25 protein-coding genes are annotated in these 22,832 nt (G+C 70.9%); 21 read left to right on the plus strand and 4 right to left on the minus strand.

Translation table 11 applies throughout. The features are described 5' to 3' along the window. The first annotated feature begins 11 nt into the window (after positions 1 to 11). From Actob_RS43385 to Actob_RS43395, 3 genes are read left to right on the plus strand one after another with little or no spacing between them, the layout of a single operon-like run. Complete coding sequence (locus Actob_RS43385) at positions 12 to 395, plus strand: DUF485 domain-containing protein (protein ID WP_284917757.1); 384 nt, start codon at positions 12 to 14, stop codon at positions 393 to 395. Then, positions 392 to 2,017, plus strand: coding sequence for a sodium/solute symporter (locus Actob_RS43390; protein ID WP_284917758.1), 1,626 nt, complete (start codon positions 392 to 394; stop codon positions 2,015 to 2,017). The genes Actob_RS43385 and Actob_RS43390 overlap by 4 nt, the downstream gene beginning before the upstream one ends. A 56-nt stretch (positions 2,018 to 2,073) precedes the next feature. After that, positions 2,074 to 2,721 carry an RlpA-like double-psi beta-barrel domain-containing protein gene (locus Actob_RS43395; RefSeq protein WP_284917759.1) on the plus strand — a complete coding sequence of 216 codons (648 nt, stop codon included), beginning with the start codon at positions 2,074 to 2,076 and terminating at the stop codon, positions 2,719 to 2,721. Positions 2,722 to 3,521: 800 nt separating this feature from the next. Here the strand turns inward: Actob_RS43395 and Actob_RS43400 are convergent. After that, positions 3,522 to 3,749, minus strand: a complete 228-nt coding sequence (locus tag Actob_RS43400; RefSeq protein ID WP_284917760.1) for a hypothetical protein — start codon at positions 3,747 to 3,749, stop codon at positions 3,522 to 3,524. Between the two features lie 116 nt (positions 3,750 to 3,865). Here Actob_RS43400 and Actob_RS43405 point away from each other — a divergent pair, with 116 nt between their 5' ends. The 9 genes from Actob_RS43405 (at position 3,866) to Actob_RS43445 (ending at position 12,166) form a co-directional block, all read left to right on the plus strand. Next, on the plus strand, positions 3,866 to 4,573 hold the full coding sequence (locus Actob_RS43405) for a GntR family transcriptional regulator (RefSeq protein WP_284917761.1): 708 nt from the start codon (positions 3,866 to 3,868) through the stop codon (positions 4,571 to 4,573). 325 nt (positions 4,574 to 4,898) lie between these two features. Further along, entirely contained in the window at positions 4,899 to 5,408 is a 510-nt protein-coding gene (locus Actob_RS43410; protein WP_284917762.1) for a flavin reductase family protein, read from the plus strand. 109 nt (positions 5,409 to 5,517) lie between these two features. Then, complete coding sequence (locus Actob_RS43415; RefSeq protein WP_284917763.1) at positions 5,518 to 5,871, plus strand: DUF485 domain-containing protein; 354 nt, start codon at positions 5,518 to 5,520, stop codon at positions 5,869 to 5,871. Next, entirely contained in the window at positions 5,871 to 7,544 is a 1,674-nt protein-coding gene (locus tag Actob_RS43420) for a solute symporter family protein (RefSeq protein WP_284917764.1), read from the plus strand. The genes Actob_RS43415 and Actob_RS43420 overlap by 1 nt, the downstream gene beginning before the upstream one ends. A gap of 128 nt (positions 7,545 to 7,672) precedes the next feature. Then, a complete protein-coding gene (locus Actob_RS43425) occupies positions 7,673 to 8,797 on the plus strand; it encodes an LCP family protein (protein ID WP_284917765.1) in 1,125 nt (374 codons plus the stop codon). 28 nt (positions 8,798 to 8,825) lie between these two features. Further along, a complete protein-coding gene (locus Actob_RS43430) occupies positions 8,826 to 9,161 on the plus strand; it encodes a rhodanese-like domain-containing protein (protein ID WP_284917766.1) in 336 nt (111 codons plus the stop codon). 27 nt (positions 9,162 to 9,188) lie between these two features. Further along, the gene (locus Actob_RS43435) at positions 9,189 to 9,989 is read left to right on the plus strand and encodes a glycerophosphodiester phosphodiesterase (protein WP_284917767.1); all 801 of its coding nucleotides are present in this window, start codon (positions 9,189 to 9,191) and stop codon (positions 9,987 to 9,989) included. A 48-nt stretch (positions 9,990 to 10,037) separates the two neighbouring features. Then, positions 10,038 to 11,234: a sensor histidine kinase gene (locus Actob_RS43440; RefSeq protein ID WP_284917768.1), complete on the plus strand. Its 1,197-nt coding sequence runs from the start codon at positions 10,038 to 10,040 to the stop codon at positions 11,232 to 11,234. Positions 11,235 to 11,293: 59 nt separating this feature from the next. Continuing rightward, on the plus strand, positions 11,294 to 12,166 hold the full coding sequence (locus Actob_RS43445) for a DUF5926 family protein (protein ID WP_284917769.1): 873 nt from the start codon (positions 11,294 to 11,296) through the stop codon (positions 12,164 to 12,166). 251 nt (positions 12,167 to 12,417) lie between these two features. Here Actob_RS43445 and Actob_RS43450 read toward each other — a convergent pair whose 3' ends face one another. Next, entirely contained in the window at positions 12,418 to 13,623 is a 1,206-nt protein-coding gene (locus Actob_RS43450) for an arginine deiminase (RefSeq protein ID WP_284917770.1), read from the minus strand. A 294-nt stretch (positions 13,624 to 13,917) separates the two neighbouring features. On the opposite strand from Actob_RS43450, the gene Actob_RS43455 reads away from it, so the two are divergent. From Actob_RS43455 to pheA, 5 genes are all read left to right on the plus strand, one after another. Further along, positions 13,918 to 14,655, plus strand: coding sequence for a hypothetical protein (locus tag Actob_RS43455; protein WP_284917771.1), 738 nt, complete (start codon positions 13,918 to 13,920; stop codon positions 14,653 to 14,655). A gap of 80 nt (positions 14,656 to 14,735) precedes the next feature. Further along, the gene (locus tag Actob_RS43460) at positions 14,736 to 15,197 is read left to right on the plus strand and encodes a PAS domain-containing protein (RefSeq protein WP_284917772.1); all 462 of its coding nucleotides are present in this window, start codon (positions 14,736 to 14,738) and stop codon (positions 15,195 to 15,197) included. Positions 15,198 to 15,280: 83 nt separating this feature from the next. After that, positions 15,281 to 15,667, plus strand: coding sequence for an ACT domain-containing protein (locus Actob_RS43465; protein WP_185038376.1), 387 nt, complete (start codon positions 15,281 to 15,283; stop codon positions 15,665 to 15,667). Between the two features lie 109 nt (positions 15,668 to 15,776). Next, a complete protein-coding gene (locus Actob_RS43470; protein WP_284917773.1) occupies positions 15,777 to 16,370 on the plus strand; it encodes a hypothetical protein in 594 nt (197 codons plus the stop codon). Positions 16,371 to 16,629: 259 nt separating this feature from the next. Continuing rightward, positions 16,630 to 17,577, plus strand: coding sequence for a prephenate dehydratase (gene pheA, locus Actob_RS43475; RefSeq protein ID WP_284917774.1), 948 nt, complete (start codon positions 16,630 to 16,632; stop codon positions 17,575 to 17,577). Positions 17,578 to 17,890: 313 nt separating this feature from the next. Here pheA and Actob_RS43480 read toward each other — a convergent pair whose 3' ends face one another. Further along, a complete protein-coding gene (locus tag Actob_RS43480) occupies positions 17,891 to 18,232 on the minus strand; it encodes a metallopeptidase family protein (RefSeq protein WP_284917775.1) in 342 nt (113 codons plus the stop codon). Between the two features lie 74 nt (positions 18,233 to 18,306). After that, entirely contained in the window at positions 18,307 to 18,735 is a 429-nt protein-coding gene (locus Actob_RS43485) for an OsmC family protein (protein WP_284917776.1), read from the minus strand. 66 nt (positions 18,736 to 18,801) lie between these two features. Between Actob_RS43485 and Actob_RS43490 the strand changes: the two genes are divergently transcribed. From Actob_RS43490 to Actob_RS43505, 4 genes are all read left to right on the plus strand, one after another. Further along, the gene (locus Actob_RS43490; protein ID WP_284917777.1) at positions 18,802 to 19,506 is read left to right on the plus strand and encodes a hypothetical protein; all 705 of its coding nucleotides are present in this window, start codon (positions 18,802 to 18,804) and stop codon (positions 19,504 to 19,506) included. A gap of 33 nt (positions 19,507 to 19,539) precedes the next feature. Further along, positions 19,540 to 20,802: a serine--tRNA ligase gene (gene serS / locus Actob_RS43495; protein WP_284917778.1), complete on the plus strand. Its 1,263-nt coding sequence runs from the start codon at positions 19,540 to 19,542 to the stop codon at positions 20,800 to 20,802. A 104-nt stretch (positions 20,803 to 20,906) separates the two neighbouring features. Further along, the gene (locus Actob_RS43500; protein WP_284917779.1) at positions 20,907 to 21,719 is read left to right on the plus strand and encodes an HAD family hydrolase; all 813 of its coding nucleotides are present in this window, start codon (positions 20,907 to 20,909) and stop codon (positions 21,717 to 21,719) included. Then, complete coding sequence (locus Actob_RS43505) at positions 21,719 to 22,546, plus strand: Cof-type HAD-IIB family hydrolase (protein ID WP_284917780.1); 828 nt, start codon at positions 21,719 to 21,721, stop codon at positions 22,544 to 22,546. Before Actob_RS43500 ends, Actob_RS43505 begins: the two co-directional genes overlap by 1 nt. The last annotated feature ends 286 nt before the right edge of the window (positions 22,547 to 22,832 follow it).

Raw genomic sequence — 22,832 nt, forward strand, 5'->3', positions numbered from 1 at the left:
GACTGCCGGACATGGCCGACAAACCGCCGCCCCCGCGCACCCGGGTGGTGCTGGGCGACGCCACGGCCCGCCGCCGTCCCGCCGACCCGGCTCGCACCGACCTGGCCGAGCAGACCCCGGTCGGCGAGGCCCTGGTAAAAGGCCTGGTCCGGGCCCAGCTCGCGCTCGCCCTGCGGCTGTCGCTGGTGGTGGTGGCCGGGCTCGGCGCGCTGCCGTTGCTGTTCGCGGTGGCGCCGGCGGTGGGCGGGTTCAAGGTGTTCGGGATGAACCTGCCGTGGGTGCTGCTCGGCGTGCTCTCCTTCCCGTTCCTGGTGCTGGTCGGCGCGGCGTACGTGCACTGGGCCGAACGCAACGAGCAGGACTTCGCCGCCGTGATCCGCCGTCCCGAGCGATGAACCCCTACCTCGTACCGGGGATGGTGCTCGTCGTCCTGGTGACCGTCGCGATCGGCGCGTACGGCCTGCGTTTCGCCCGCACCACCTCGGACTTCCTGGTCGCCTCGCGCAGCGTCAGCCCATCCTGGAACGCCGCCGCGATCAGCGGTGAGTACCTCTCCGCCGCCTCGTTCCTGGGCGTCGCCGGCCTGATCCTGCGGTACGGCGTCGAAGTCCTCTGGTACCCGGTCGGTTTCGCCGCCGGCTACCTGGCCCTGCTGCTGTTCGTGGCGGCACCGCTGCGCCGCTCCGGCGCGTTCACCCTGCCCGACTTCTGCGAGGTCCGGCTGCGCTCGGCCGGACTGCGCCGGCTGGCCACCGCGTTCGTCCTGTTCATCGGCTGCCTGTACCTGCTGCCCCAGTTGCAGGGTGCGGGCCTGACGTTCGCCACCGTCACCGGCGGCTCGTACGCCTGGGGCGCCCTGCTGATCGGCGTGGTGGTCACCGGCAACGTGGCGTTCGGCGGGATGCGGGCGATCACTTTCGTGCAGGCGTTCCAGTACTGGCTGAAGCTGACCGCGCTGGCCGTACCGATCCTGTTCCTGATCTTTCAATGGCAGTCGGACGGCCGGCCCTCGGTGACGCCGCCGGCCGGCGCGGTGTTCCCCGTCGCGACGAGTGTGGTGTTCCAGCAGGACGCGGTGCTGGACGGCATCGGCCCGGTGACCGCCGGCGCCACGCTGCACTTCGAGGCCGGCGACCCGGTGCCGAAGGTGAGCACCGTCGATGCCCGGTTCGGCGACGGCTGGCTGCGGCCGGGCGGCGAGTCCGGGCTGTTCGGCACGTATTCGCTGATCCTGGCGACGTTCCTGGGCACCATGGGGTTGCCGCACGTGCTGGTGCGGTTCTACACCAATCCGGACGGCGCCTCGGCTCGCCGGACCACGCTCGTGGTGCTGGCCATGGTCGGGTTGTTCTACCTACTGCCGACGCTCTACGGGGTGCTCGGCCGGATCTACACGCCGCAGCTGCTGATGACCGGGCGGACCGACGCGGTGGTGCTGTTGCTGCCGGAGGCGGCGCTGGGCGGCGGACATCTGGGCCGGCTGCTCGGCGCGCTGGTCACCGCGGGCGCCCTGGCCGCCTTCCTGTCCACCTCGTCGGGGCTGCTGACCAGCGTGGCCGGGGTGATCTTCACGGATGTGCTGCGGCCCGGCCGGTCCGGATCGGTGCGTGACTTCCGGCTGGCCACCCTGCTGGCGGCCGTCGTACCGATCACCATGTCGCTGTTCCTGTCCGGAATGGACGTCTCCCGGGTGGTCGGGCTGGCGTTCGCGGTGGCCGCGTCGAGCTTCTGCCCGCTGCTGGTACTGGGGATCTGGTGGCGCCGGCTGACCGCGGCCGGGGCGATCGCCGGGATCCTGATCGGTGGCGGCGCGGCAGTCGTGGCGGTGTTCGTCACCGTGTTCGGCGCGAACCTGCCGAGCGGGATCGCCGAGTTCGTCGGCCAGCCGGCCGCCTGGACCGTGCCGCTGGCATTCCTGGTGATGGTCGTCGTCTCCCTGGTGACCAGCCGCCGCGTGCCGCCGGACGTGGGCGCGACGATGCTGCGGCTGCACACCCCGGAGTCGCTGAGGAATTAAGGATCTTTAAGGTACGACCCCCGGCCCGGCCCGCGACCGCACGCGTAGTGACGGGCATGAGGAGATCACGCCGGAACGCACACAAGGGACTCACCGGGCGCAACCGCAAGATTGCCATCGGCGTCGCGATAGCGGCCCTGGCCGGCGGCGCGCTGGCCGTCGGCACCGGGATGAGCAACGCCGCCACCAACTGCGGCGGCTTGGACCAGTCGCTGCGCGAGAACCTCGCCTTCATGGCCGACCAGCGTGCCCACCCCACCGCGCAGACCGACGCCGTGCTGGCGAACCGGCAGGCAGTGGTCGACCTGATCAACCTGCAGCGCCGGGAGGCGGGCTGCACCGCGAACATCGGCGCCCCGCCGGTCAAGGCGCCGACCCAGGCACCGGCGCAGCAGGCGACGACGGCGCCCACCAAGGCGCCCGCTCAGCAGGCGACGACGGCGCCGGCCACCCAGGGCGACGTCGTCTGCAAGGGCTCGACGGTGACGCTGTCCGGTGAGGCGGGCGCGCCGTTCGCCTCGAGCGGCACGTTCCCGATCGGCACCAAGCTCAAGGTGACGAACCTGGACAACAACAAGAGCGTCACGGTGACCGTGCAGACCACCTCGGGCAGCTGCGTGCTGCTCAACAACGCGGCCTTCGAGCTGGTCCGCGAACCGGGCAAATTCCTCATCCGCCGCGCGGTGATCGAGCGCGTGGGCTGACCTCGCCATGCCGATCGGATCCCGATGATCGGGTCCGGGTGTTCCGCGTTTCCCCCGTTTCGACGCGGAACGCCCGGACCCTTTCGGGCACCGGAATGCGCCGGTATTTCTGTGACGCAGCAAAGAACCCGTGACGCAACCCCTGCTTCACATCGCGGGATCCCCGCTGGTCGCGCCGATCTTGCGCCGATCGGCATCGATGAGCAAGTCGAAACTGAATGCTGTGACAAGCGTGACAGCGTACTGGAAATGTCAATTAACTGAACTTATCGTGACCATATTTCTCCATTGTGGAATTCGCCGGATTCGGTGCCAGCGGCAGGTCCTTCGGCCGGGCCGCCACGCCGTGTCGTCGCTTGCGAGTTCTGGCTGGTCGCGCCGTTGCCCATCCCGGTGCGGGCCGCCTACGCCCGGTCGAGCCCGACCGGCCCACTCGCCGTCTCGTCCGACGGCAGACCGGCCCGCTCGCCGGCCCGCCCGGCAGCAAACCGTCCCACTCGCTGCCCCGCTCGCCGTCCCGGCCGGCGGCGAACCGGCCCGCTCGCCACCCCGGCCGGTGGCAGGCCGGCCCGCTCGCCACCCCGGCCGGTGGCAGGCCGGCCCGCTCGCCGCGTCTCGTCCGGCGGCCGGCCCGCCAAGGGGGTTGCCCGCGCCGCCGGAATCATCGGCGCGCCGCCGGGACCGCCGGCCGGAAATCCGCGCGGCCCGGCTCGAACCCGGGACGGTTCGTCGCTCGGCATGGTTGTCGGATCGTTTGCGGAATGGCGGAGATCTGCTGGACAACCGGAGACCGGAAATGCTCAGCGCAGTTTGGTGAGGCCGTCGCCACGGACGAATATCAGTCGCCGATCGGTCGCATCTCCGGTCGGCCCCAGCACATATCCGTCAATCCACAGCCAACCGGCATAGGTGAGGCGCGGATCGACGCGAATCACCCGGAACGTCAGCGCCCGTTCCCCCGCGAACTGGACGCTGGCGGCGCCGCCGACGTGCAACACGTCGCCCGCGCGCGGCAAGTCGTCGGTCATTGCGCCACCCCCGGACAACATTACACAAAATGTGTAATCAAATGACAGCCCGGCGTATGTCCACTTTCGAGGGTTGATGAGGCAGCATGATCCTTTCTCGGTCGAAGGGAGCATCCGTGACTGCCGTTCCGGACGACGGTCGCCGCTCGCGTCAGCGGCAACTCGCCGGCGATCTGCGGGCACTGATCCTGGCCGGCGACATCGGTCCGCACCAGCGCCTGCCGAGCACCGCCGAACTGACCCGCCGATATGCGGTCACCAACATGACGGTCACCCGCGCCCTGCGCATCCTCAAGGCGGAAGGACTGGTCACCGGCCACCAGGGACGCTCCGTGACGGCCACCGGCCGGCGCCCGGCGACGGTGTTCGCCGGGACCCGGCACGGCTCGGCGCGGCTGCTCGACGTCGGCGAGGTTCCGGCGCCGGCACCGGTCGCGCGGGTCTTCGGCCTGGAGCCGGACGAGCCGGTGGTGGTCCGCCACCAGTTGCGGCTGCTGGACGCCGAGCCGGCCGAGTTGAGCTGGACCTATTACCCGGCCGCGCTGGCCCGGGGTACCGCGCTGGCCGAGCCGGACCCGCTGCCGGACGGTTCACCGGCGCTGCTGGCCACGCTCGGGCACCCACTGCGGCACGCCACCGACCAGGTGTCGGTGCGCCCGGCCACGGTGGCCGAGTTCATCGCGCTGCGCCTGCCCGAGGACATCCCGGTGCTGCGGCAGTTCCGGGTCGGGTACACCGACGGTGACCGGCCGGTCGAGGTCACCGTGATGATCAAGGCAGGCCAGCAGTTCGAGATCCGTTACGAGGTGCCGGTATCCGGTTGAGCCGGATCGGGCGCAGCCCCTCCTGCCGGACGAAGATGCGCCGCCTCTGCAACGCGTTCCCGGCCGGGCCGACGACGTAGCCGTCCAGCCAGATCCAGCCGTCGTAGGTGGCCCGTGGGTCGATTCGGATGATCCGGAAGGTCAGGGCTCGATCACCGGAGAACTGCACGCTCGCGTCGGGTCCGACGTGAACGACGTCGCCCGGCCGTAACACCACCTGAGGCATGCGCCGTCCCCTTCCGCCGGAGGTCCCCAGGAAAAAATAGCCGTTTGTCAATTACATCGGGTAGCGGCGTGCGCGATCTGTAATCGGGAGAATGTCCGGGTGACGATTCATTCCACCGACCCGTTCGCCGTGCCGGACGGGGACAAATCACCGGTGCGGCGGCTCCGCGGGCGGCTCGCCGCCCCGGTCACCCTCTGGACCGCGCCCGGCCCGGCCGGGCTGACCGTCTCCTCCACGCTGGTCGCCGACGGCGATCCGGGGCGGGTGCTCGGCCTGATCGACGAGGAGAGCGACTTCTGGGCGGCCGTCACCCGGGCCGGGCGGTTCGCGGTCACCCCGCTCACCCCGGCCGACCGGCAACTGGCCGACCGGTTCGCCGGGCTGATGCCGGCGCCGGGCGGCCTGTTCGCGACCGGTGAGTGGCAGCAGACCGGGTACGGCCCGGTGCCGGCGCACGCCGGGGTCTGGGCCGGCTGCCGGTTGACCGACGAGCGGCCCTGCGGGTGGGCGCTGCTGGTGGAGGCCACCATCGAGGAGGCGTTCTTCCCGGTGGCCACCGCACCGCTGGTCCACTTCCGGGGACGGTACGCGGAGCTGACTGACCGCTGAGCGCAGTCAGACCACCACTCAGCGCAGACGCCGACCGGCGGGGCGGGGCGGGCGGGTTTCCTTCGTACCGTGCCGGAAAGTCCACTCCGCCAACGAAGGTGGTGACACCGTGCCGGCCACCCCCGAGAGATATCTCGAGGTGCAGAACTCCGAGGAATTCGGGCGACTGCGCCATACCCTTCGCAGGTTCATCTTCCCGACGACCATCGCGTTCATCCTCTGGTACGCGCTGTACGTCCTGCTCTCCGCGTACGCGCGGGACTTCATGGCGATCAAGCTGGTCGGCAACATCAACGTCGCCCTGCTGCTCGGCCTGCTCCAGTTCGTCTCGACGTTCGTGATCGCGTGGTACTACGCCCGCTTCGCCGCACAGAAGATCGATCCCGCCGCCGACGCCATCTACCACGAGATCGACGGCCGGCAGCCCGCGGACACCGCCTCCGATGAGGGGAGCGTGGTCTGATGCCGCTCCTGTTCGCTGCCGAGGCCTCGGCCAGCACCTCGCGGACGCTCACCATCACGCTGTTCCTGGTCTTCGTGGCGATCACCCTGGGCATCACCATCTGGGCGAGCCGGCAGACCAAGACGGCCACCGACTTCTACGCCGGCGGCCGGCAGTTCTCCGGCTTCCAGAACGGCATGGCGATCGGCGGCGACTACATGTCGGCCGCGTCGTTCCTCGGCATCGCCGGCCTGATCGCGCTCTACGGCTACGACGGCTTCCTCTACTCGATCGGCTTCCTGGTCGCCTGGTTGGTGGCGCTGCTGCTGGTCGCCGAGTTCCTGCGCAACTCCGGCCGCTACACGATGGCCGACGTGCTGGCCTTCCGGATGCGCCAGCGCCCGGTCCGGCTGGCCGCCTCGGTCTCCACCGTCGTGGTGTCGATCTTCTACCTGATCGCCCAGATGGTCGGCGCCGGCGCGCTGGTGTCGCTGCTGCTCGGGATCAGCGCGAACCAGACGTTCCTCGGCATGAACGCGGGTACCGCCAAGACCGTAACGATCATCCTGGTCGGCGCGCTGATGATCGTCTACGTGGTGGTCGGTGGCATGAAGGGCACCACCTACGTCCAGATCGTCAAGGCGTTCATGCTGATGACCGGCGCCCTGGTGATGACCGTGATGGTGCTGGCGCACTACAAGTTCAACCTGTCCGAGCTGCTCGGCGACGCGGCCGCTCAATCCGGCAAGGGCGCGGCCTTCCTCGAACCCGGCCTGCGCTACGGCGTCGAGACGGCCGGCGACGCGACGAAGACCTTCTACAGCAAGATGGACCTGCTCTCGCTGGGCCTCGCGCTGGTCCTCGGCACTGCCGGCCTGCCGCACATCCTGACCCGGTTCTACACCGTCCCGACCGCCCGGATCGCCCGCAAGAGCGTGCTGTGGGCGATCGGCATCATCGGCGTCTTCTACCTGTTCACCCTGGCCCTGGGCTTCGGCGCGGCGGCCCTGGTGGGCGGCAAGGCGATCACCGCGCAGGACAAGGCGGGCAACACCGCGGCACCGCAGCTGGCCCAGAAGCTCGGCATCGACTATCTGGGCGGGGAGACCGGCGGCGCGGTGCTGCTGGCGATCATCGCGGCGGTCGCGTTCGCGACGATCCTGGCCGTGGTGGCCGGCCTGACGCTGGCGTCGTCGTCAAGCGTCGCGCACGACTTCTACGCCAACGTCATGAAGAGGGGCGAGGCGTCCGAGCGCACCGAGGTCAACGTCGCCCGGATCGCCGCCTTCGTGATCGGCGCCATCGCCATCACGCTGTCGATCTTCGCGCAGAGCCTCAACGTGGCGTTCCTGGTGGCACTCGCCTTCGCGGTGGCCGCCTCGGCGAACCTGCCGGCCGTCCTCTACAGCCTGTTCTGGAAGCGCTTCAACACCTCTGGCGCACTCTGGTCGATCTACGGCGGCCTGCTCGCCGCTGTCGTCCTGGTGTTCTTCTCGCCGGTGGTGTCCGGTTCGCCCACGGCGATGTTCCCGGACCAGGACTGGCACTGGTTCCCGCTGTCCAACCCGGGCATCATCTCGATCCCGCTGGGCTTCTTCTTCGGCTGGCTGGGCACCGTGCTCAGCAAGGAGACCGACGAGAAGAAGTACGCCGAGCTGGAGGTCCGGTCGCTGACCGGGCACGGCGCCCACTGACCCTTCCTCCGTAACACCCCGGGCCGGTGTCGTCGCCGCACCGGCCCGGGTTCCGGAGGAACTCCCACCTTCGTGCCGAACCATGTCGTGTCGCCGGATCACTGGTCATTGCGACCTAACCTGGTGCCATGTCTGCCACCACCTCTCCCAGCGGCAACTCCTCCGGACGGGCCTCCGTCCCGCCCGCCGGGCGCCCGGGCTCCCCGGGTGGGCCGGGCCGGTCCCACGGCAGCGGCGGCTCCTACCGGGGCGGCCGCACCAAGCCACGCTGGGGCCGGATCGCCCTGGTCGCCGGCGCCGTGGTGCTGCTCCTCGCGGTCATCGGCGGGATCTACGCGGTCAACTATGTCAACGGCATCGACGACAATCTCAAGCGCACCGACGCGTTCGCCGGGATCACCGCGGACCGACCGGCCAAGACGGTGGACGGCGCGTTCAACATCCTGCTGGTCGGCAGCGACTCGCGGGACCCGGACGCCAAGGAGGACCAGGCCAACGCCTGGCGGGCGGACACGCTGATGCTCATGCACGTGCCGGCCGACCACAAGAGCGCGCAGCTCATCTCGATCCCCCGGGACCTGTGGGTGGTAGTGCCCAAGGAGAACGGCGCGGCGTGCGGTGACGGCTCCCGCGCCAAGATCAACGCCTCGTTCGCCTTCGGCGGCCTGCCCCGCGCGGTGCACACCGTCGAGTGCCTGACCGGCGTGAAGGTCGACCACGTGGTGGCGATCGACTTCGGTGGCTTCAAGGAGGTCACCAACGCGCTCGGCGGTGTCGACCTCTACGTCGACCGGACCATCACCTCGATCCACAAGCCGCACCGGGTGTTCAAGAAGGGCATGATGCACATGAACGGTGCGCAGGCCCTGGACTGGGTGCGCCAGCGGTACCAGTTCCCCCGCGGTGACTTCGACCGGGTGAAGCACCAGCAGGAGTTCCTCAAGGCGATCATGGACAAGGCGGCGAGCAGCGGCACGCTGACCAACCCCGGCAAGCTCGACGACTTCCTCACCGCGGCGGCCGCCGCCGTCACCGTCGACCAGGACTTCTCGCTCAAGGACATCGCCCTGCAGTTCCACAGCCTGCGCTCGGACAACCTGACGTTCATGACCAGCCCGAACAAGGGCAGCGAGACGATCAACGGGCAGTCCGTGGTGGTCTCCGACCGGGAGAAGGCGCTGGCCCTGTTCGAGGCGGTGAAATCCGACAAGATGGCGGACTACCTCGCGGCGAACCCGGTCAAGAAGTCCTGACCGCACCGGAACCCGTACGCTGAATGCCGTGTTCGGACCTCAGGTACCCAGCGTGACCCCGGATCAGGTCGGCTCCGCCGCCTTTCTGCTCGACGTTCGCGAGCCGGACGAGTGGGTCGCCGGGCACGCGCCCGGCGCCCACCACCTGCCGATGATGGAGGTGCCGGCCCGGATGGCCGAGGTGCCCGCCGACGGCGAGGTGGTGGTGATCTGCCGCGCTGGTGGGCGTTCCGGCCAGGTGGTGGCCTACTTGATGAACAACGGCTGGGACAACGTGCGCAACCTCGACGGCGGGATGCAGTCGTGGGCGGCGCACGGGCGGGACATGGTCAGCGAGGACGGGCAGCCGGCCCGGGTGCTGTGAGCTGAACCAACCCGCGGCGGAAAACCCATGTCGAACCGTGATGGAAGCTACCGACCCCTGGTCTTCGCGCACCGGGGCGGCGCGGACGCCCTGCCGGAGCACACGCTCGGGGCTTACCTGCGCGCGCTGGAGGACGGCGTCGACGGGCTGGAGTGCGACGTCCGGCTCACCCGCGACGGGCACCTGGTCTGCGTGCACGACCGCCGGCTGAACCGCACCAGCAACGGCCGGGGGCTGGTCAGCCGGCGCACCCTCGCCGAGCTCGACGAGCTCAACTACGGCTCCTGGCACCCCGGTTACCCGGCCGACGAGGAGCTGCCCGACCTGAGCCGGCTGCTCACCCTGGAGCGGTTGCTCGAGGCGATCCGGGACTCCGGCCGCCAGGTCCGCCTGCTGATCGAGACGAAACACCCGTCCCGGTACGGCGCCGAGGTGGAGCGCCGGCTGGTGGGGATGTTGCGCCGTTTCGGGCTGGCCGAGCCGAAACCGGACGACCCGGTACAGGTGACGGTGATGTCGTTCGCGGCTCTCGCGCTGCGCCGGATCCGCGCCCAGGCGCCCGGGGTGCCCACCGTCTACCTGCTGGAGCTGCTGCCACCCGGGGTGGGCAAGGGCAAGCTGCCGTTCGGCGCCCGGATCGCCGGGCCCGGCGTCGACCTGGTCCGCAGCCGGCCCGGGCTGCTGCCGGCGATGCGGGCGGCCGGCCACCAGGCGTACGTCTGGACCGTGAACGAGCCGGACGACCTCGAACTCGTGCTGCGCCACCGGGTGGACGGCGTGATCAGCGACCGGCCCCGGTTCGTCCTGGACCGGCTGGCACAGATGTGATCCTGGACACAGCTGCTCAACCCTGAGGAGCGAGGCAGACTCGCAGACATGCCGGATCGTCCCGACTACCCAGCGCTGACCCGGGGTCAGATCGCGGTCCTCGACCGTGTGAACGCCGGGGAGACCGGGCTGCCCGTGCTGCAGCAGCTGGTCCGTCTGGCGCAGGAGGTGCTGGGCGCCCGCGGGGCCGGCTTCGCGGAGTACCTCGCCGGCCACGGCCGGATCATCGCGGCCACCGGGGTGTGCGAGCCGGCGATCGGCCGCCGGGTGGAGCGCCGCCTCGAGGTCACCGGCCGCACCCTGCTGATCCCCCTCGACTCGGTGAACGACGAGTTCGCCAGGCAGATCGAGGGCGGCGACCTGCGGCACATGCTGGGCGCCCGGTGCGAGGCCGGCGGCACGTCCGCCGGTTCGCTGCACGTCTACTTCGGTGCCGACGCCGGCGAGCCCGGGCCGGAGCATCACGCCGTGCTGGAGCTGCTGGCCGGTCACATCGGGCGGCTCTACGGCCTGGGCGCCGGGCTGCCGGTCCACCCGGCCCCCGCGCCCGGCGAGGCCGGCGCGCAGGCCGACCGGGACCTCTGGGTCGCGGTCACCAGCCACGAGCTGCGCACCCCGGTGACGGTGATCAAGGGTTACGCGGACACCCTCACCAACCACTGGGACACGCTCGGCGAGCCGGGCCGCCGGGAGGCCGTCCGGGTGATCGGCAACCGGGCCGGCGAGCTGGCCCGGCTGGTCGACCGGCTGCTCTCCGCGGCCAGCGACGACGGCGTGGTGGGTTCCGCCCCGGCCGGCCCGTTCGACCTGGTCGAGGCGTTGCGCGAGGCGGTCGGCGAGCTGCCGGCCGACCTGCGGCGCCGGTTGCAGCTCGGGCCGTTGCCCGGCGACCTGCCGAAGGCGTACGGAAACCGCGACTCGATCGCCACCATCCTCACCGAGCTCACCACGAACGCGGAGAAGTACTCGGACCCGGACACCGCCGTCGAGCTGTGTGCCGGGATGGACGACGACGTGCTGCGGTTCCGGGTCGCCGACCGCGGCGTCGGCATCGCCCCGGAGCACGTGGAGCGCGCCTTCGAGCGGTACTGGCAGGCCGAGGGCGGCGACCGGCACCATCACCCGGGCGCCGGCCTCGGCCTCTACCTGGTCCGGCGGATGGTGGAGCGCCAGCACGGCTGGGTGTCGCTGCGCCCGCGGGAGGGTGGCGGCACCGTCGCCGAGGTGCGCCTGCCCCGCGCCTGACACGCTTTTGCTGGCCCAAGTCACCGCTTTCCGGGTGACACCGCCTACGCTGGTCCCTCGTGAGCAAGCGTCGTAACCGCGAGTCCGCCCCCAAGACCAAGGTGCGCGACATCTTCGTCGCCCGCCCGTTCGAGGGCCTGGCCGACGAGCCCGAATGGGTCGCCCTGCGTGAGCTGGTCCCGGCCGCCTCCGCTCCGCTGACCCTGAAGCCGGAGATCGTCGAGGAGTACGGCGACCGTCCCGTCACCCTCTCCACCGTGCTGCCGATGGCGTGGCCGGCCATGTCCCGCCGGGACGGCGCGGTCTTCATCGGCCTGCAGCGGCACGTGCAGTCCGGTGACGTCTCCCGCGACCTGGCCGTGGCCATCCTCGCCGCGCTGCGCACCACCCCGGGCGACCCGGTCTCGGTGCCGGCCCTGCCCGGCGAGGGTCCGCGCCTGCAGGACGTGCTGGTCGACGGTCCGCTCGAGGTCACCATGCACGACGGCTTCGAGTACTGGCTGGACGCCGACCAGCTGCAGGACGCCAGCGTGAAGGCGTCGCTGGAGCGGGCCAACGCGTCGATCTACCCGACCGTCCGGCTGGCCGCTGCCAAGGCCGCGTACTGGTGCCGCATCGCGCCGGACAAGGGGCACGTCCGCTGGGTGCTCGGCGACGGCGAGGACCGCGCGCTGGACGCCCTGGCCCGGCTCTCCGCCGCCGGCGACCTGCTGCTGCGCGACGACACCAAGTTCGCCGGGATGTTCCGGGCGCACGGTCTGCTGGTGCCGGTGTGGGACATTCCCGGCGAGCCGGAGGCCGCCGACTGGGAGGCGCCGCTGGCCGATTTCGCCAAGCGCTACCAGGACACGCTGTCGATCACCGAGCCGCTCGACGCGGCCGCCCGCCGCGCCCGCCAGGGGCTGATCGGCCGCCAGCTGACCCTCCGCTGACCGGGCAATCTCCCACTGCGGAAGATCAACTTCAAGATCTTCGTATACGCCGGCCCGCTCGGGTGCGGATCGCATGCTCCCGCGCGGGCCGGGCGGGCTGATCTGGCCGCTGCGCGTCCAAAACGATCAGCCCGCCCTTCAATGTCCGCGGGTGGTTCCGGAGATCGAAACCCAGCCTGCTGCCGTGCGTGGCGGCCGGGCCCGCTCTCGTTCAGCCGGGCCCGCTCTCCCTCGGCCGGGCCCGCTCTCCCTCAGCCAGGCCCGCTCTCCCTCAGTGGGGCGCGTTTGATCGGGCAGCTCATGCAGCGTGGGCCGCCGCGGCCGCTGCCCAGCTCCGAACCGCGGATCCGGACCACCTCGATGCCGGCGTACTCCAGCTGGGCGTTCGTCTCCACGTTCCGCTCGTAGGCGACGCACAACCGGGGCGCGATGGCCAGGGTGTTGTTCCCGTCGTCCCACTGCTCACGCTCGGCGGTCACCGGGTCCAGCCCGGTGTCGATCACGCGCAGGTGGTCGATGCCCATCGCCTCGGCCGCCGCCTCCAGGAACGGTCGCGGCGGGCGGACCATCAGCTCGTCACCAGCGCCGGCGGTGATGGTCCAGGCCCGCAGGGTGTCGGCGACGATCGGGTACATCACCACGGCGTCGGCGTCCACCATGGTGCAGACGGTGTCCAGGTGCATGGTGGCCCGCTCCTGGGCGATCGGCACGGCCAGCACGGTGTGCGCCAGGCCGGCCGAGAGCACCCGGCGGGCCAGCCGCTCGGCGCCGGCCGGGGTGGTGCGCTCGCCGACGCCGATGGCGAGCACCTCGGGCGCCAGCACCAGCACGTCACCGCCCTCCACGTGCTCCAGGGCCGGTTCGTAGAGCAGCTCGGTGCCGGCGAAGCGCGGGTGGTAGCGGTACACCGCGTGGGTCAGCGTGGTCTCCCGGCGCCGGGCCCGCATCGCCAGGCTGGTGACCGCCACCCGGTCACCCACCCAGACCGAGGAGTCCCGGGTGAACAGCAGATTGGGCAGCGGGTCGATGACGAAGTCGTTCGGCTGCAGCATCTCGTAGACCAGGCTGCCGCCGCCCGGTTTGACCTCCTCGTGGGCCAGCCCGGCGATGAGCACCTCGGCCAGCCGGTCCGGGTCCTGATCGGCCAGGTAGGCGGCGACCCCGGCGCGCAGCCCATCGCCCAGCCGCCGGTCGGCGAGCACCCCGGCGGTCAGCTCCGCCCGGGCGGCCGGCACCGCGAGCGTCTCGGCGAGCAGCCGGTCCAGATAGAGCACCTCGACGCCGCGGGCGCGCAGCGCCTCGGCGAAGCCGTCGTGCTCCTCCTGGGCGCGGCCCACCCATGGGATGCCGTCGAAGAGCAACGAGCCACTGTTGCGCGGGGTGAGCCGGGCCAGCTCCTTACCCGGCCGGTGCAGCAGGACGGTGTGCAGGCGGCTGACTTCACTGTCGACGTACACGACCTCGACGGTAACCCGCACCGAATGTTACCGCTCGATGACAGTGCGACTAGATCTTGGGACGGGCATGCATCAAGCGGACGACAGAGCTAACTTGGCAGAGTGCGACGAAACCGCGACACGCAGGCGTCGATCTTCACCATCCGCAAGAAGACGTTGTCCGTGAATGCGGCATTCATCCACACTCATTCGCCTTTCTTTCCTACCCGTCACCCTGTTCCGTGAGGGTCCGAGCACGTACGGTAGTTGGAAAAGAAAGCCAGCCCGAGAAGACCTTTTGCCGGAGGTCGCAAAGTGACTGTCTTCCCTGCCCGCCCCGCTCTGCCCGTTCCGTCCAGCACCAGAGCGTTGACCCCGGTCAGCCATAGCTCGCCGGGCACTGACCTGGAGCCGCGCCTCTCCCCGATGGAGTGGGCGCGACGTCGCCGTGCCGAGCGCGGCGCCCGCCGCATGGAGGCCGCCGGAGCCCGGGCCCTCACCCGGCTCGACCGCCTCGGTTCCGCCTGGCACATCGTGGACTGGCCGCGCACCGACCTGTCCCAGTCCTACTACGAGCCCGACCCGGCCGACGACCGGGCGGGCTTTCTCGCGATCGGCCCCGGCGGGGTCTACGCGGTGACCGTGGCCGACCACGGGCGGTCCCGGGTCCTCATCGCCGGTGACGTCGTCCAGATCAACGGCAAGCGCCCGCAGTACGTGGTGGAGGCCCGCCGCGACGCCAAGCGGGCGGCCAAGGCGCTCTCCGCAGCTGTCGGCCTGAACGTGCCGGTCACCCCGGTGCTCACGTTCGTCGGCTCCGGCGTGATCAGCGTCCACGGCCTGCCGAAAGACTGTCTGGTCGCCACCGACCGGGAGCTCGACCGCCTGCTGCTCGCCGGCGGTGCCCGCATCTCCGCGGCCACGGCAAGCAAACTCTCAGCCGTCGCCAGTAATCCGTCCACCTGGGCGAACGCACCCTACCGGCCAGGTGGTGACTACCGTTGGTACAGCAACGGACAGACGGCCGCTGACAAGCGGCCGACCCGCCGGTAACGTTCCTTGCGACGTCGCCGACCCGGCGTCCCGGCCATCCGGGACGCCACGGCCGGCGCGACGGAAGCGAGGAGGAGCGGGTGGCGCATGTTGAGCTCTCCCTCTCGGGAGCGTTCGTCCCCCAGGCACGCACACCGGCCGAGGCCGAGTTCGTCACCGGCATCGAGCGCTGGTCCGGCACCGTGGCGGTGGCCGACGAGCCCTGCCTGATCGTCGACGCCGGGGGCACGATCCTGGCCGTCTCACCGTCCGCCAGCGAGCTGCTCGGTCTGGGCAAACCGGCCGACGCGGTGGGCAAGCGGCTGAGCACGACCCTGGAGCTGATCGACTTCACGGCCGGCGCCGGCCCGCTCGACGAGCCGGAGGCGGAGAAGATCCCACCGCTGCTCGCGGTCCGCAGTGAGCGCCTGGCCCGCGGCCTGATGCGCGTCGTGGCGGACTCCGGCAAAGCGCCGCTGACCGTTGACGCGATCTCCACGCCGCTGATGGCCGGCGGCCGGGTGGCCGGTTCGATGACCTTCCTGTCCCCCGTGCACTACTGAAGTCCGGTTTGTCCATGGCGGTGTGGTGTTCACCGCATCCGACAACCATTGGGTGTTACCGATCCGTAACGTAGGCTCCCGTCATGCTCGATCTAGACCTGTTACCGGGTGAGTACACGGTGTGCCGACTGCCCGCCGGCTCCACCCTGCCCGCCTCGCTGACCACGGGTCCGGACGACAAGAGCGTCATCTCGGTGACCTGGGGACTCGATGAGATCTCCATCATCTGCCCGTCCGACCGAGTTCCCGAGGGCGCCGAGACCGACACCGCCTGGCGGGCGCTGCGCGTCGCCGGCCTCGAGCTGACCATGACCGGCGTGCTCGCCTCACTGGTCGGCCCCCTGGCGGACGCCCGGGTCAACATCGTCACGTTCTCCACCTACGACACCGACTACCTCCTGGTCCCCACGGTCCGCCTGACCGAGGCGGTCAACACCCTGACCGCCGCCGGGCACCGCATCGCCGGCTGACCGGCATTTCCACCGGCGGGCCGGACGCCGCATCGGCCGGTACCGGCCTGGCATCGAATCGCCGGGAGACGACCTGGCCTCGGCCGGGGCAGGCTCCTACCATGAGCGCGTGTCCCCCCACGCACGCCGTATTCCCCTGGCCGTGGGCGCCCTGGCGCTGACGGCCGCTTGTGGCGCGCCGCCCGAGCCGCTGCCCACGAGCCCTCCCCTGTCCCCGGTCAGCGCGCAGCCCTCGGTCTCCCTGCCGCCGGCCACCTTCGCGCCGCTGACGCCGACCTACGCGCCGACTCCGACGTACACCCCGGCCTACGGCTACACCCCGACCTACGGCTACACACCGACGGCCACGGCCACGGCCACCGCCACGCCGCGACTGACCAACTCGCCGACGCCGACCCCGTCGCACGCCGCGAAGTGCTCCGGCCAGCCGACCGGAGCGGAGATCCTGGCGCTGGTCAAGAAGGAGAAGGGCATCCCGAAGGCGACCCTGAAGGTGCAGGACGGGCCGTTCTGCGCCGGGACCTGGTCGTTCACCACGGTGGAGATCGCCGGGCAGGATGCCGACCAGCTGGAGCCGCTGATGGTGGTGGCCACCGGGAAGGGCAGCACGCTGGTCAAGATCGCGGCCGGCACCGACGTGTGCAACCCGCAGGTACAGGCCAGCGCGCCGGCGGGGATCCGCGTCCTTGCCTGCGGCTTCTAGGAACGCCGGCGGTTCCAGAGACGCCGACGGTTTCAGAAACGCCGACGGTTCCAGAAACGCCGACGGTTCCAGAAACGCCGACGGTTTCAGAAACGCCGACGGTTCCAGAGACGCCGACGGTTTCAGAAACGCCTGCGGTTCCAGAAACGCCCTGCGGCTTCTGGGCGCGCCTGCGGCCCGCATCGGAGGGCGCGGCCGGTAGGCGGGACACCCCGGGTCTGTGGTGAGCCGCACGGTTTCTGGGCCATAGACTGGCGGAATGCCCGGAACGCCGCCCACGCGATTCACCTACCTCGGCCCGGAAGGCACCTTCACCGAGGCTGCCCTGCGCACCATCCCGGCCGCCGAGCACGGGGTGCGCACGCCGGCTCGGAGCGTGCCGGAGGCGCTGGAGGCGGTTCGCTCCGGCGAGGCCGACGCCGCTCTGGTGCCGTTGGAGAATTCGGTGGGCGGGGCCATTCCGGTCACGCTCGACGAGCTGATCACCGGGAGCCCGCTGACGATCACGCGGGAGGTGCTGCTGCCTGTCGAGTTCGTGCTGGCCGCCGACGCGCTGAAACCGCTGGCCGGGCTGCGGACCATCGCGGCGCACCCGCAGGCCTCCGCGCAGTGCCGGCACTGGCTCCAGGCGAACGTGCCGGACGCGACGGTGGTCGACGTGCTGTCCAACGCCGCCGCGGCACTGCACGCGGCCGCCGGAGAGTACGACGCGGCCCTCTGCGCCCCGATCGGCGTCCCGCGCAACAAGCTCACCGTGCTGGCCGAGAAAGTCGCCGACCGGGCCGAGGCGGTCACCCGGTTCGCCCTGCTCACCCGGCCCGCGACACCACCGCCGCCGACCGGTGACGACGTCACCTCGCTGGCCGTGTCGATCCGGCACGACCAGGTCGGCGCGCTGCTCGCGGTGCTCACCGAGCTCGCGGTCCGCGGCGTCAACCTGTCCCGGATCGAGTCCCGCCCGACCGGCGAACAGCTCGGGACCTACGTCTTCTTCCTGGACTGCACCGGCCACGTGGCCGAGGCGCGGCTCGGCGAGGCGCTTCAGGGGCTGCGCCGGATCTGCGCCGAGGTTCGCTTCCTGGGCAGCTACGCCCGCCACCGCCTGCTGCCGGAGCCTCCGGTCGAGGCGCCGGCCGGCCTCACCGACACCGACTTCGCCGACTCCTCGGCCTGGCTGGACCGCCTCCGCGCCGGCGACGTCAGCTGAACCGCGCCGCCCGCCCGGCTCGCCGATTGGAGTTCGGCACGCGGGGCGACGTCAGCTGAATCGCCGACCGCCGGCTCGTCGGCCGGGGGTTCGGATGGCGAGTGACGTCGGCTGAGTCGCCGACCGCCCGGGGTTTGGGTTTGGCGGATCGTCACCGCCCACGGGCGTCGCCCTTTCGGGTCGGGCGTTCTGGACGCGCCAGCGTCCTGCCCGGCCCGGAAGGGTCCCTGGCGGGAGCGACGATCAGTGATCAGCGCGGGTCCGAGTCATCGTTCCCTCGATCTTGATCTTGAGCGGTCCGGAACAACGCGAATCATCCCCAGCCCAGCTCGTGGAGGCGCTGGTCGTCGATGCCGAAGTGGTGGGCGATCTCGTGGACCACGGTGATCGCCACCTCGTCGACCACGTCGTCCTCCGTGTCGCAGGCGCGCAGGGTGGGCAGGCGGTAGATGGTGATCCGGTCGGGCAGGGTGCCGGCGTAGTCCCAGCCGCGCTCGGTCAGGGCGGTGCCCTCATAGAGACCGAGCAGGTCGTCACTGCCGTCCGGTGGGGCGTCCTCGACCAGGAACACCACGTTGTTCATCAGTGAGAGCAGCTCGACGGGCACCTCGTCGAGGGCCTCACCGACCAACTCCTCGAAGCGTTCCCGACTCATATCGACCGGCACACCGCATATTGTGCCCCGTGTCGCCGGCGCGGCAGTTCACCCGGCCGCGCCGGCGGCGGCCGTCAGGCCAGTTTGGCGGAGAGGCTGATCGTCGCGCCCGGGCTGAGCAGGCGGGAGATCGGGCAATTCTCCTTCGCCCCCTCGGCGATCTTCTGGAACGTGGCGTCGTCGATGCCGGGCACGTCGCCGACGGTCTCCAGGTCGATGCGGGAGACGCCGAACCCGGCGTCGGTTTTGTCCAGGTGCACCTTGGCGACGGTCTCCACCGAGGTGGGCGTGAAGCCCGCGTCGGCGAGGCCCTTGGAGAAGGCCATCGAGAAGCAGCCGGAGTGGGCTGCGGCGATGAGCTCCTCGGGGTTGGTCCCCTCGCCCTCCTCGAAGCGTGACTTGAAGGAGTAGTTCCCCTGCAGGCCACCCTTACCAGTCTTAAGCGTGCCGGAACCCTCGGTGAGGTTCCCTTCCCAACGGGCCGAAGCAGAACGAATAGGCATGGACAGAACGCTAGCCCATCCGGGGGCCGGTGGATGGCCGACGACGCAGGGCCCATGATGGATCACATGGCGGACATGGGGCCCGAGGCAGTGGTCGAATTCGGTCCGGCGGAGCCGGCCGGGTCACGCGCGGACAGAGCCGCCGGTTTCCTGCGCGGGCTCGGCGCCGATGCGCGGCTCGCACCGATCGTCGCGGCGCTGGGTGGAGTGGCCGGGTTCGCCTCGCTGCTCTCCGAGTGGCAGGTGACCACGGTGGAGGGGCTGACGTTCAACTCCGACGAGGTGGGCGAGACCAAGATGCTGCCCGCCGACCTGATCGATCTGGGCGGGATCGGGGCGGCCTACGTCGGCGGCCTCTTCCTGCTGGTGATCGCGGTGGTGCTGGCGCTGTTCGGGCCGGCGGCCGGTCGGCGGTACGCCCGGCTGGCCGGCCTGGCCGCCGGCGGGGTGCTGCTCGCCCTGCTGCTGGCCATGGTGCAGCTGATGAACGACGCGACCCGGGTGATCGCCCGCTTCTACACGATCGACCTGACCGCGGAGAACCTCAAGCTGGCCTACGGCCGGGGGCTGTGGTGCGCGCTGGCCGGGGTGGCCGCCGCGCTGGTCGCCCTCTGGCTGGCCGGGCGCGAGACCGGGCCGGGCGGACCGCCCCGCTGGCGGCGTGCCGAGCCGGCCGACGAGGAACCGGACAATCCGCTGGAATTGAGCATCATGCCGACCGCGCCGTTCGCCTCCCACCCGAGTGACCGGGACATGCCCCACCAGCAATAAATCGGGCGCGGCGGACCGGTAGGCTCGACAACTGTGATTGACCTCCGTCTGCTACGTGAAGACCCGGAACTGATCCGTGCCAGCCAGCGGCTGCGCGGGGAGTCCACCGAGCTGGTCGACGACCTGCTGCGCGCCGACGAGGAGCGCCGGTCCGCCACCCAGCGGTTCGAGACGGTCCGGGCCGAGCAGAAGTCCATCGGCAAGGAGGTCGCGAAGGCTTCCGGCGATGAGCGGGCCGCGCTGCTGGCGCGCACCAAGGAGCTGGCCGCCGAGGTGAAGGCGGCCGAGGCGGCCGCGTCGGAGGCCGAGCAGGCGCTCAAGCGCGCGCACCTCGCGGTGCCGAACGTGGTGGAGGACGGCGCGCCGGCCGGCGGCGAGGACGACTTCGTGGTGCTCCGCGAGGTCGGCACGATCCCGGAGATCGCCAAGCCGCTGGACCACCTGGAGATCGGCGAGGCGCTGCGCGCCATCGACACCGAGCGGGGCGCCAAGGTGTCCGGCTCGCGGTTCTACTTCCTCACCGGGGTGGGCGCGCTGCTCCAGCTCGGCATGCTGCAGCTGGCCATCCAGCAGGCGGTGGAGCACGGGTTCACCCCGTCGATCACGCCGACCCTGGTCCGGCCGGAGTCGATGGAGGGCACCGGCTTCCTCGGCGCGCACGCCAGCGAGATCTACCGGCTCGAGGCGGACGACCTCTACCTGGTCGGCACCTCGGAGGTGGCGCTCGCGGCGTACCACTCGAACGAGATCATCGACCTGAGCGACGGGCCGTCGCGGTTCGCCGGCTGGTCGACGTGTTACCGGCGGGAGGCCGGCTCGCACGGCAAGGACGTGCGCGGCATCCTGCGGGTCCACCAGTTCGACAAGGTGGAGATGTTCTCGTTCTGCCGGCCGGAGGACGCGCTCGCCGAGCACCAGCGCCTGCTCGCCATGGAGGAGGAGATGCTGGCCAAGGTCGAGATCCCGTACCGGGTGATCGACGTGGCGGCCGGCGACCTGGGGACCAGCGCGGCCCGCAAGTACGACTGCGAGGCGTGGGTGCCGTCGCAGGGGCGGTACCGCGAGGTCACCTCGACGTCGAACTGCACCACGTTCCAGGCCCGCCGGCTCAACGTCAGGTACCGGGACGAGAACGGCAAGCCGCAGATCGCGGCGACGCTGAACGGCACGCTCGCCACCACCCGCTGGCTGATCCCGATCCTGGAGAACCACCAGCAGCCGGACGGCTCGGTGCGGGTGCCCAAGGCGCTCCAGCCGTTCCTCGGCGGCCGGGACGTGCTCGAACCCGTTAAGTGAGGCGTAACCGATCAGCTACCAGCGGTCATGGTCGCTGGTAGCTGATCGGGTGTAACGTTCTCCTTCCGCCCTCCGCGGGGGTTGTGAAACCCACGGAGGTACCGATGCTCAAGCCCGGGCTCCCCAAGCTGATCGCCACGGATCTCGACGGCACGTTGGTGCGCAGTGACGACACGGTTTCCGCGTACACCCACGAGGTCCTGGACCGGGTCCGCGCGGCCGGCATCCGGATCGTCGCCGCCACCGGGCGCGGCCCTCGGCTCACCTCGCTGACCCGCAACGACATCCGGGTCGCCGACTATCTGGTGCTGGCCCAGGGCGGCTGGGTGCTGGACCAGGCCGAGTCGCGATATCTGCGGCAGGCCCGGCTGCCCGGCTGGGCGCTGGCCGACGTGCTGGCCCGCCTGGAGACGGTGGCCGGCCCGCTCTCGGTGATGTTCGAGGCGCTGGAGCACGACGACGCCCCGCTCTGGGGTGACTACGACCCGACCTGGCGCTACCCGGTGACCGTCGAGGCACGGACCCGCACCGAATGCCTGACCGGTGACGTGATCAAGGCGTTCGCCCGGTCGTTCCAGCACGACGTGGACGAGCTGCTGGACTACGCGCGCCGGGTGGTGCCGCCGGAGATGGCCACCGTCACCCAGGCCGGCCTGAACTACGTGGAGATCTGCCCGGCCGAGGTGGACAAGGGCACCGGCCTGGCGGTGGTCGCCGAGGCGGTCGGTGTCGATCCGGCGGACGTGCTGGTCTTCGGTGACATGCCCAACGACCTGCCGATGTTCGGTTGGGCCGGGTGGGGCCGGGTGGCGGTGGCGAACGCGCACCCGGAGCTGAAGGCGGTCGCCGACGAGGTGACGCTGACCAACGATGAGGACGGCGTGGCGGTCTTTCTCGACCGGCTATTGTCGAGGTGATGGCAGAGTTCCCGCGCGGCAGAAAACCCGAGGAAAACCGTCGATTCCGGCTCGTCGCCACCGACATCGACGGCACCCTGATCAACAGTGAACGGCTTCTGAGCCGGCTGACCATCGATACCCTCGCCGCCGTGCCGGTGCCGGTGGTTCTGGTGACCGGCCGCCCCCTTCGCTGGCTCGAGCAGCTCTACGACCAGCTCCCGGCACCCCTGCCGGCGGTCTGCCTCAACGGCGCGGTGGTCTACGACCCGCACACCGACGAGGTGCTGCGCACCGAGCCGCTCACCTGCGAGCTGCTGATCGACGTGGTCGGCCGGCTGCGTGACGCGGTGCCGGACATCTCGCTCGCTGTCGAGGTCGACGACGGACGCGCCTTCCGGCACGAGGCGACCTGGCCGCGCCTCTGGGTCGACCACCGCGTCGAGGTGATCTCCTCACCCGACGAGCTGACCTCGGTCCCGGCGGTGAAACTGCTGGTCCGCTCGGCGACCGCGGACCCGGACGACTTCCTGGAGCTGGTCAGCAAGGCGCTCGGCGGGGTGGCCGAGGCGACCCGCTCGTCGTCGTCGGCGCTGGTGGAGATCTCCGCGGCCGGCGTGACCAAGGCCGCCGGGCTGGCCTGGCTGTGCGAGCGCGACGGGATCGACGCGTCCGACGTCGTCGCCTTCGGTGACATGCCCAACGACATCCCGATGCTGACCTGGGCCGGACACGGGGTCGCGATGGGCAACGCGCACGAGGCGGTCCGGGCGGTCGCCGACGCGACAACGGCCAGCAACGAGGACGACGGCGTCGCCGTCTACCTGCGAAAAGCCTTCAACCTCTAGGCCGCTTCCGCTCGCGGTCCGCCATTTCCGGTACGCCACCAGCCCGCCACCGGTCCGGGCCGCGACGCGCCACCGGCTCCGCTTCCGGTACGCCGCCAGCCCGCCACCGGTCCGAAACGTGACGCGGCACGGGCTCTGCTTCCGGTACGCCGCCACGCCGCGACCGGTCCGGGCCGCGACGCGCCACCGGCTTCGGCAGGCCACGCCGGGCCGCTCGGGCCGCTGACCGTGACGTGGCGCCGGGGCCTGGCTGGCACTGACGGTGGTGTCCCGGCCGTTGAGACCA

Origin of the sequence: Actinoplanes oblitus, from assembly GCF_030252345.1 — a bacterium.
In the GTDB taxonomy this organism is placed as follows: domain Bacteria; phylum Actinomycetota; class Actinomycetes; order Mycobacteriales; family Micromonosporaceae; genus Actinoplanes; species Actinoplanes oblitus.

Excerpts from the sequence above, each read along its gene's own strand:
- Actob_RS43485 (WP_284917776.1), bottom strand. The coding sequence starts at position 18,735 with ATGCCTATTCGTTCTGCTTCGGCCCGTTGGGAAGGGAACCTCACCGAG.
- Actob_RS43420 (WP_284917764.1), top strand. The coding sequence starts at position 5,871 with ATGCCGCTCCTGTTCGCTGCCGAGGCCTCGGCCAGCACCTCGCGGACG.
- Actob_RS43425 (WP_284917765.1), top strand. The coding sequence starts at position 7,673 with ATGTCTGCCACCACCTCTCCCAGCGGCAACTCCTCCGGACGGGCCTCC.
- Actob_RS43505 (WP_284917780.1), top strand. The coding sequence starts at position 21,719 with ATGGCAGAGTTCCCGCGCGGCAGAAAACCCGAGGAAAACCGTCGATTC.
- Actob_RS43480 (WP_284917775.1), bottom strand. The coding sequence starts at position 18,232 with ATGAGTCGGGAACGCTTCGAGGAGTTGGTCGGTGAGGCCCTCGACGAG.
- Actob_RS43400 (WP_284917760.1), bottom strand. The coding sequence starts at position 3,749 with ATGACCGACGACTTGCCGCGCGCGGGCGACGTGTTGCACGTCGGCGGC.
- Actob_RS43490 (WP_284917777.1), top strand. The coding sequence starts at position 18,802 with ATGGCGGACATGGGGCCCGAGGCAGTGGTCGAATTCGGTCCGGCGGAG.
- pheA (WP_284917774.1), top strand. The coding sequence starts at position 16,630 with ATGCCCGGAACGCCGCCCACGCGATTCACCTACCTCGGCCCGGAAGGC.
- Actob_RS43465 (WP_185038376.1), top strand. The coding sequence starts at position 15,281 with ATGCTCGATCTAGACCTGTTACCGGGTGAGTACACGGTGTGCCGACTG.
- Actob_RS43500 (WP_284917779.1), top strand. The coding sequence starts at position 20,907 with ATGCTCAAGCCCGGGCTCCCCAAGCTGATCGCCACGGATCTCGACGGC.
- Actob_RS43385 (WP_284917757.1), top strand. The coding sequence starts at position 12 with ATGGCCGACAAACCGCCGCCCCCGCGCACCCGGGTGGTGCTGGGCGAC.
- Actob_RS43435 (WP_284917767.1), top strand. The coding sequence starts at position 9,189 with ATGTCGAACCGTGATGGAAGCTACCGACCCCTGGTCTTCGCGCACCGG.
- Actob_RS43395 (WP_284917759.1), top strand. The coding sequence starts at position 2,074 with ATGAGGAGATCACGCCGGAACGCACACAAGGGACTCACCGGGCGCAAC.
- Actob_RS43440 (WP_284917768.1), top strand. The coding sequence starts at position 10,038 with ATGCCGGATCGTCCCGACTACCCAGCGCTGACCCGGGGTCAGATCGCG.
- Actob_RS43390 (WP_284917758.1), top strand. The coding sequence starts at position 392 with ATGAACCCCTACCTCGTACCGGGGATGGTGCTCGTCGTCCTGGTGACC.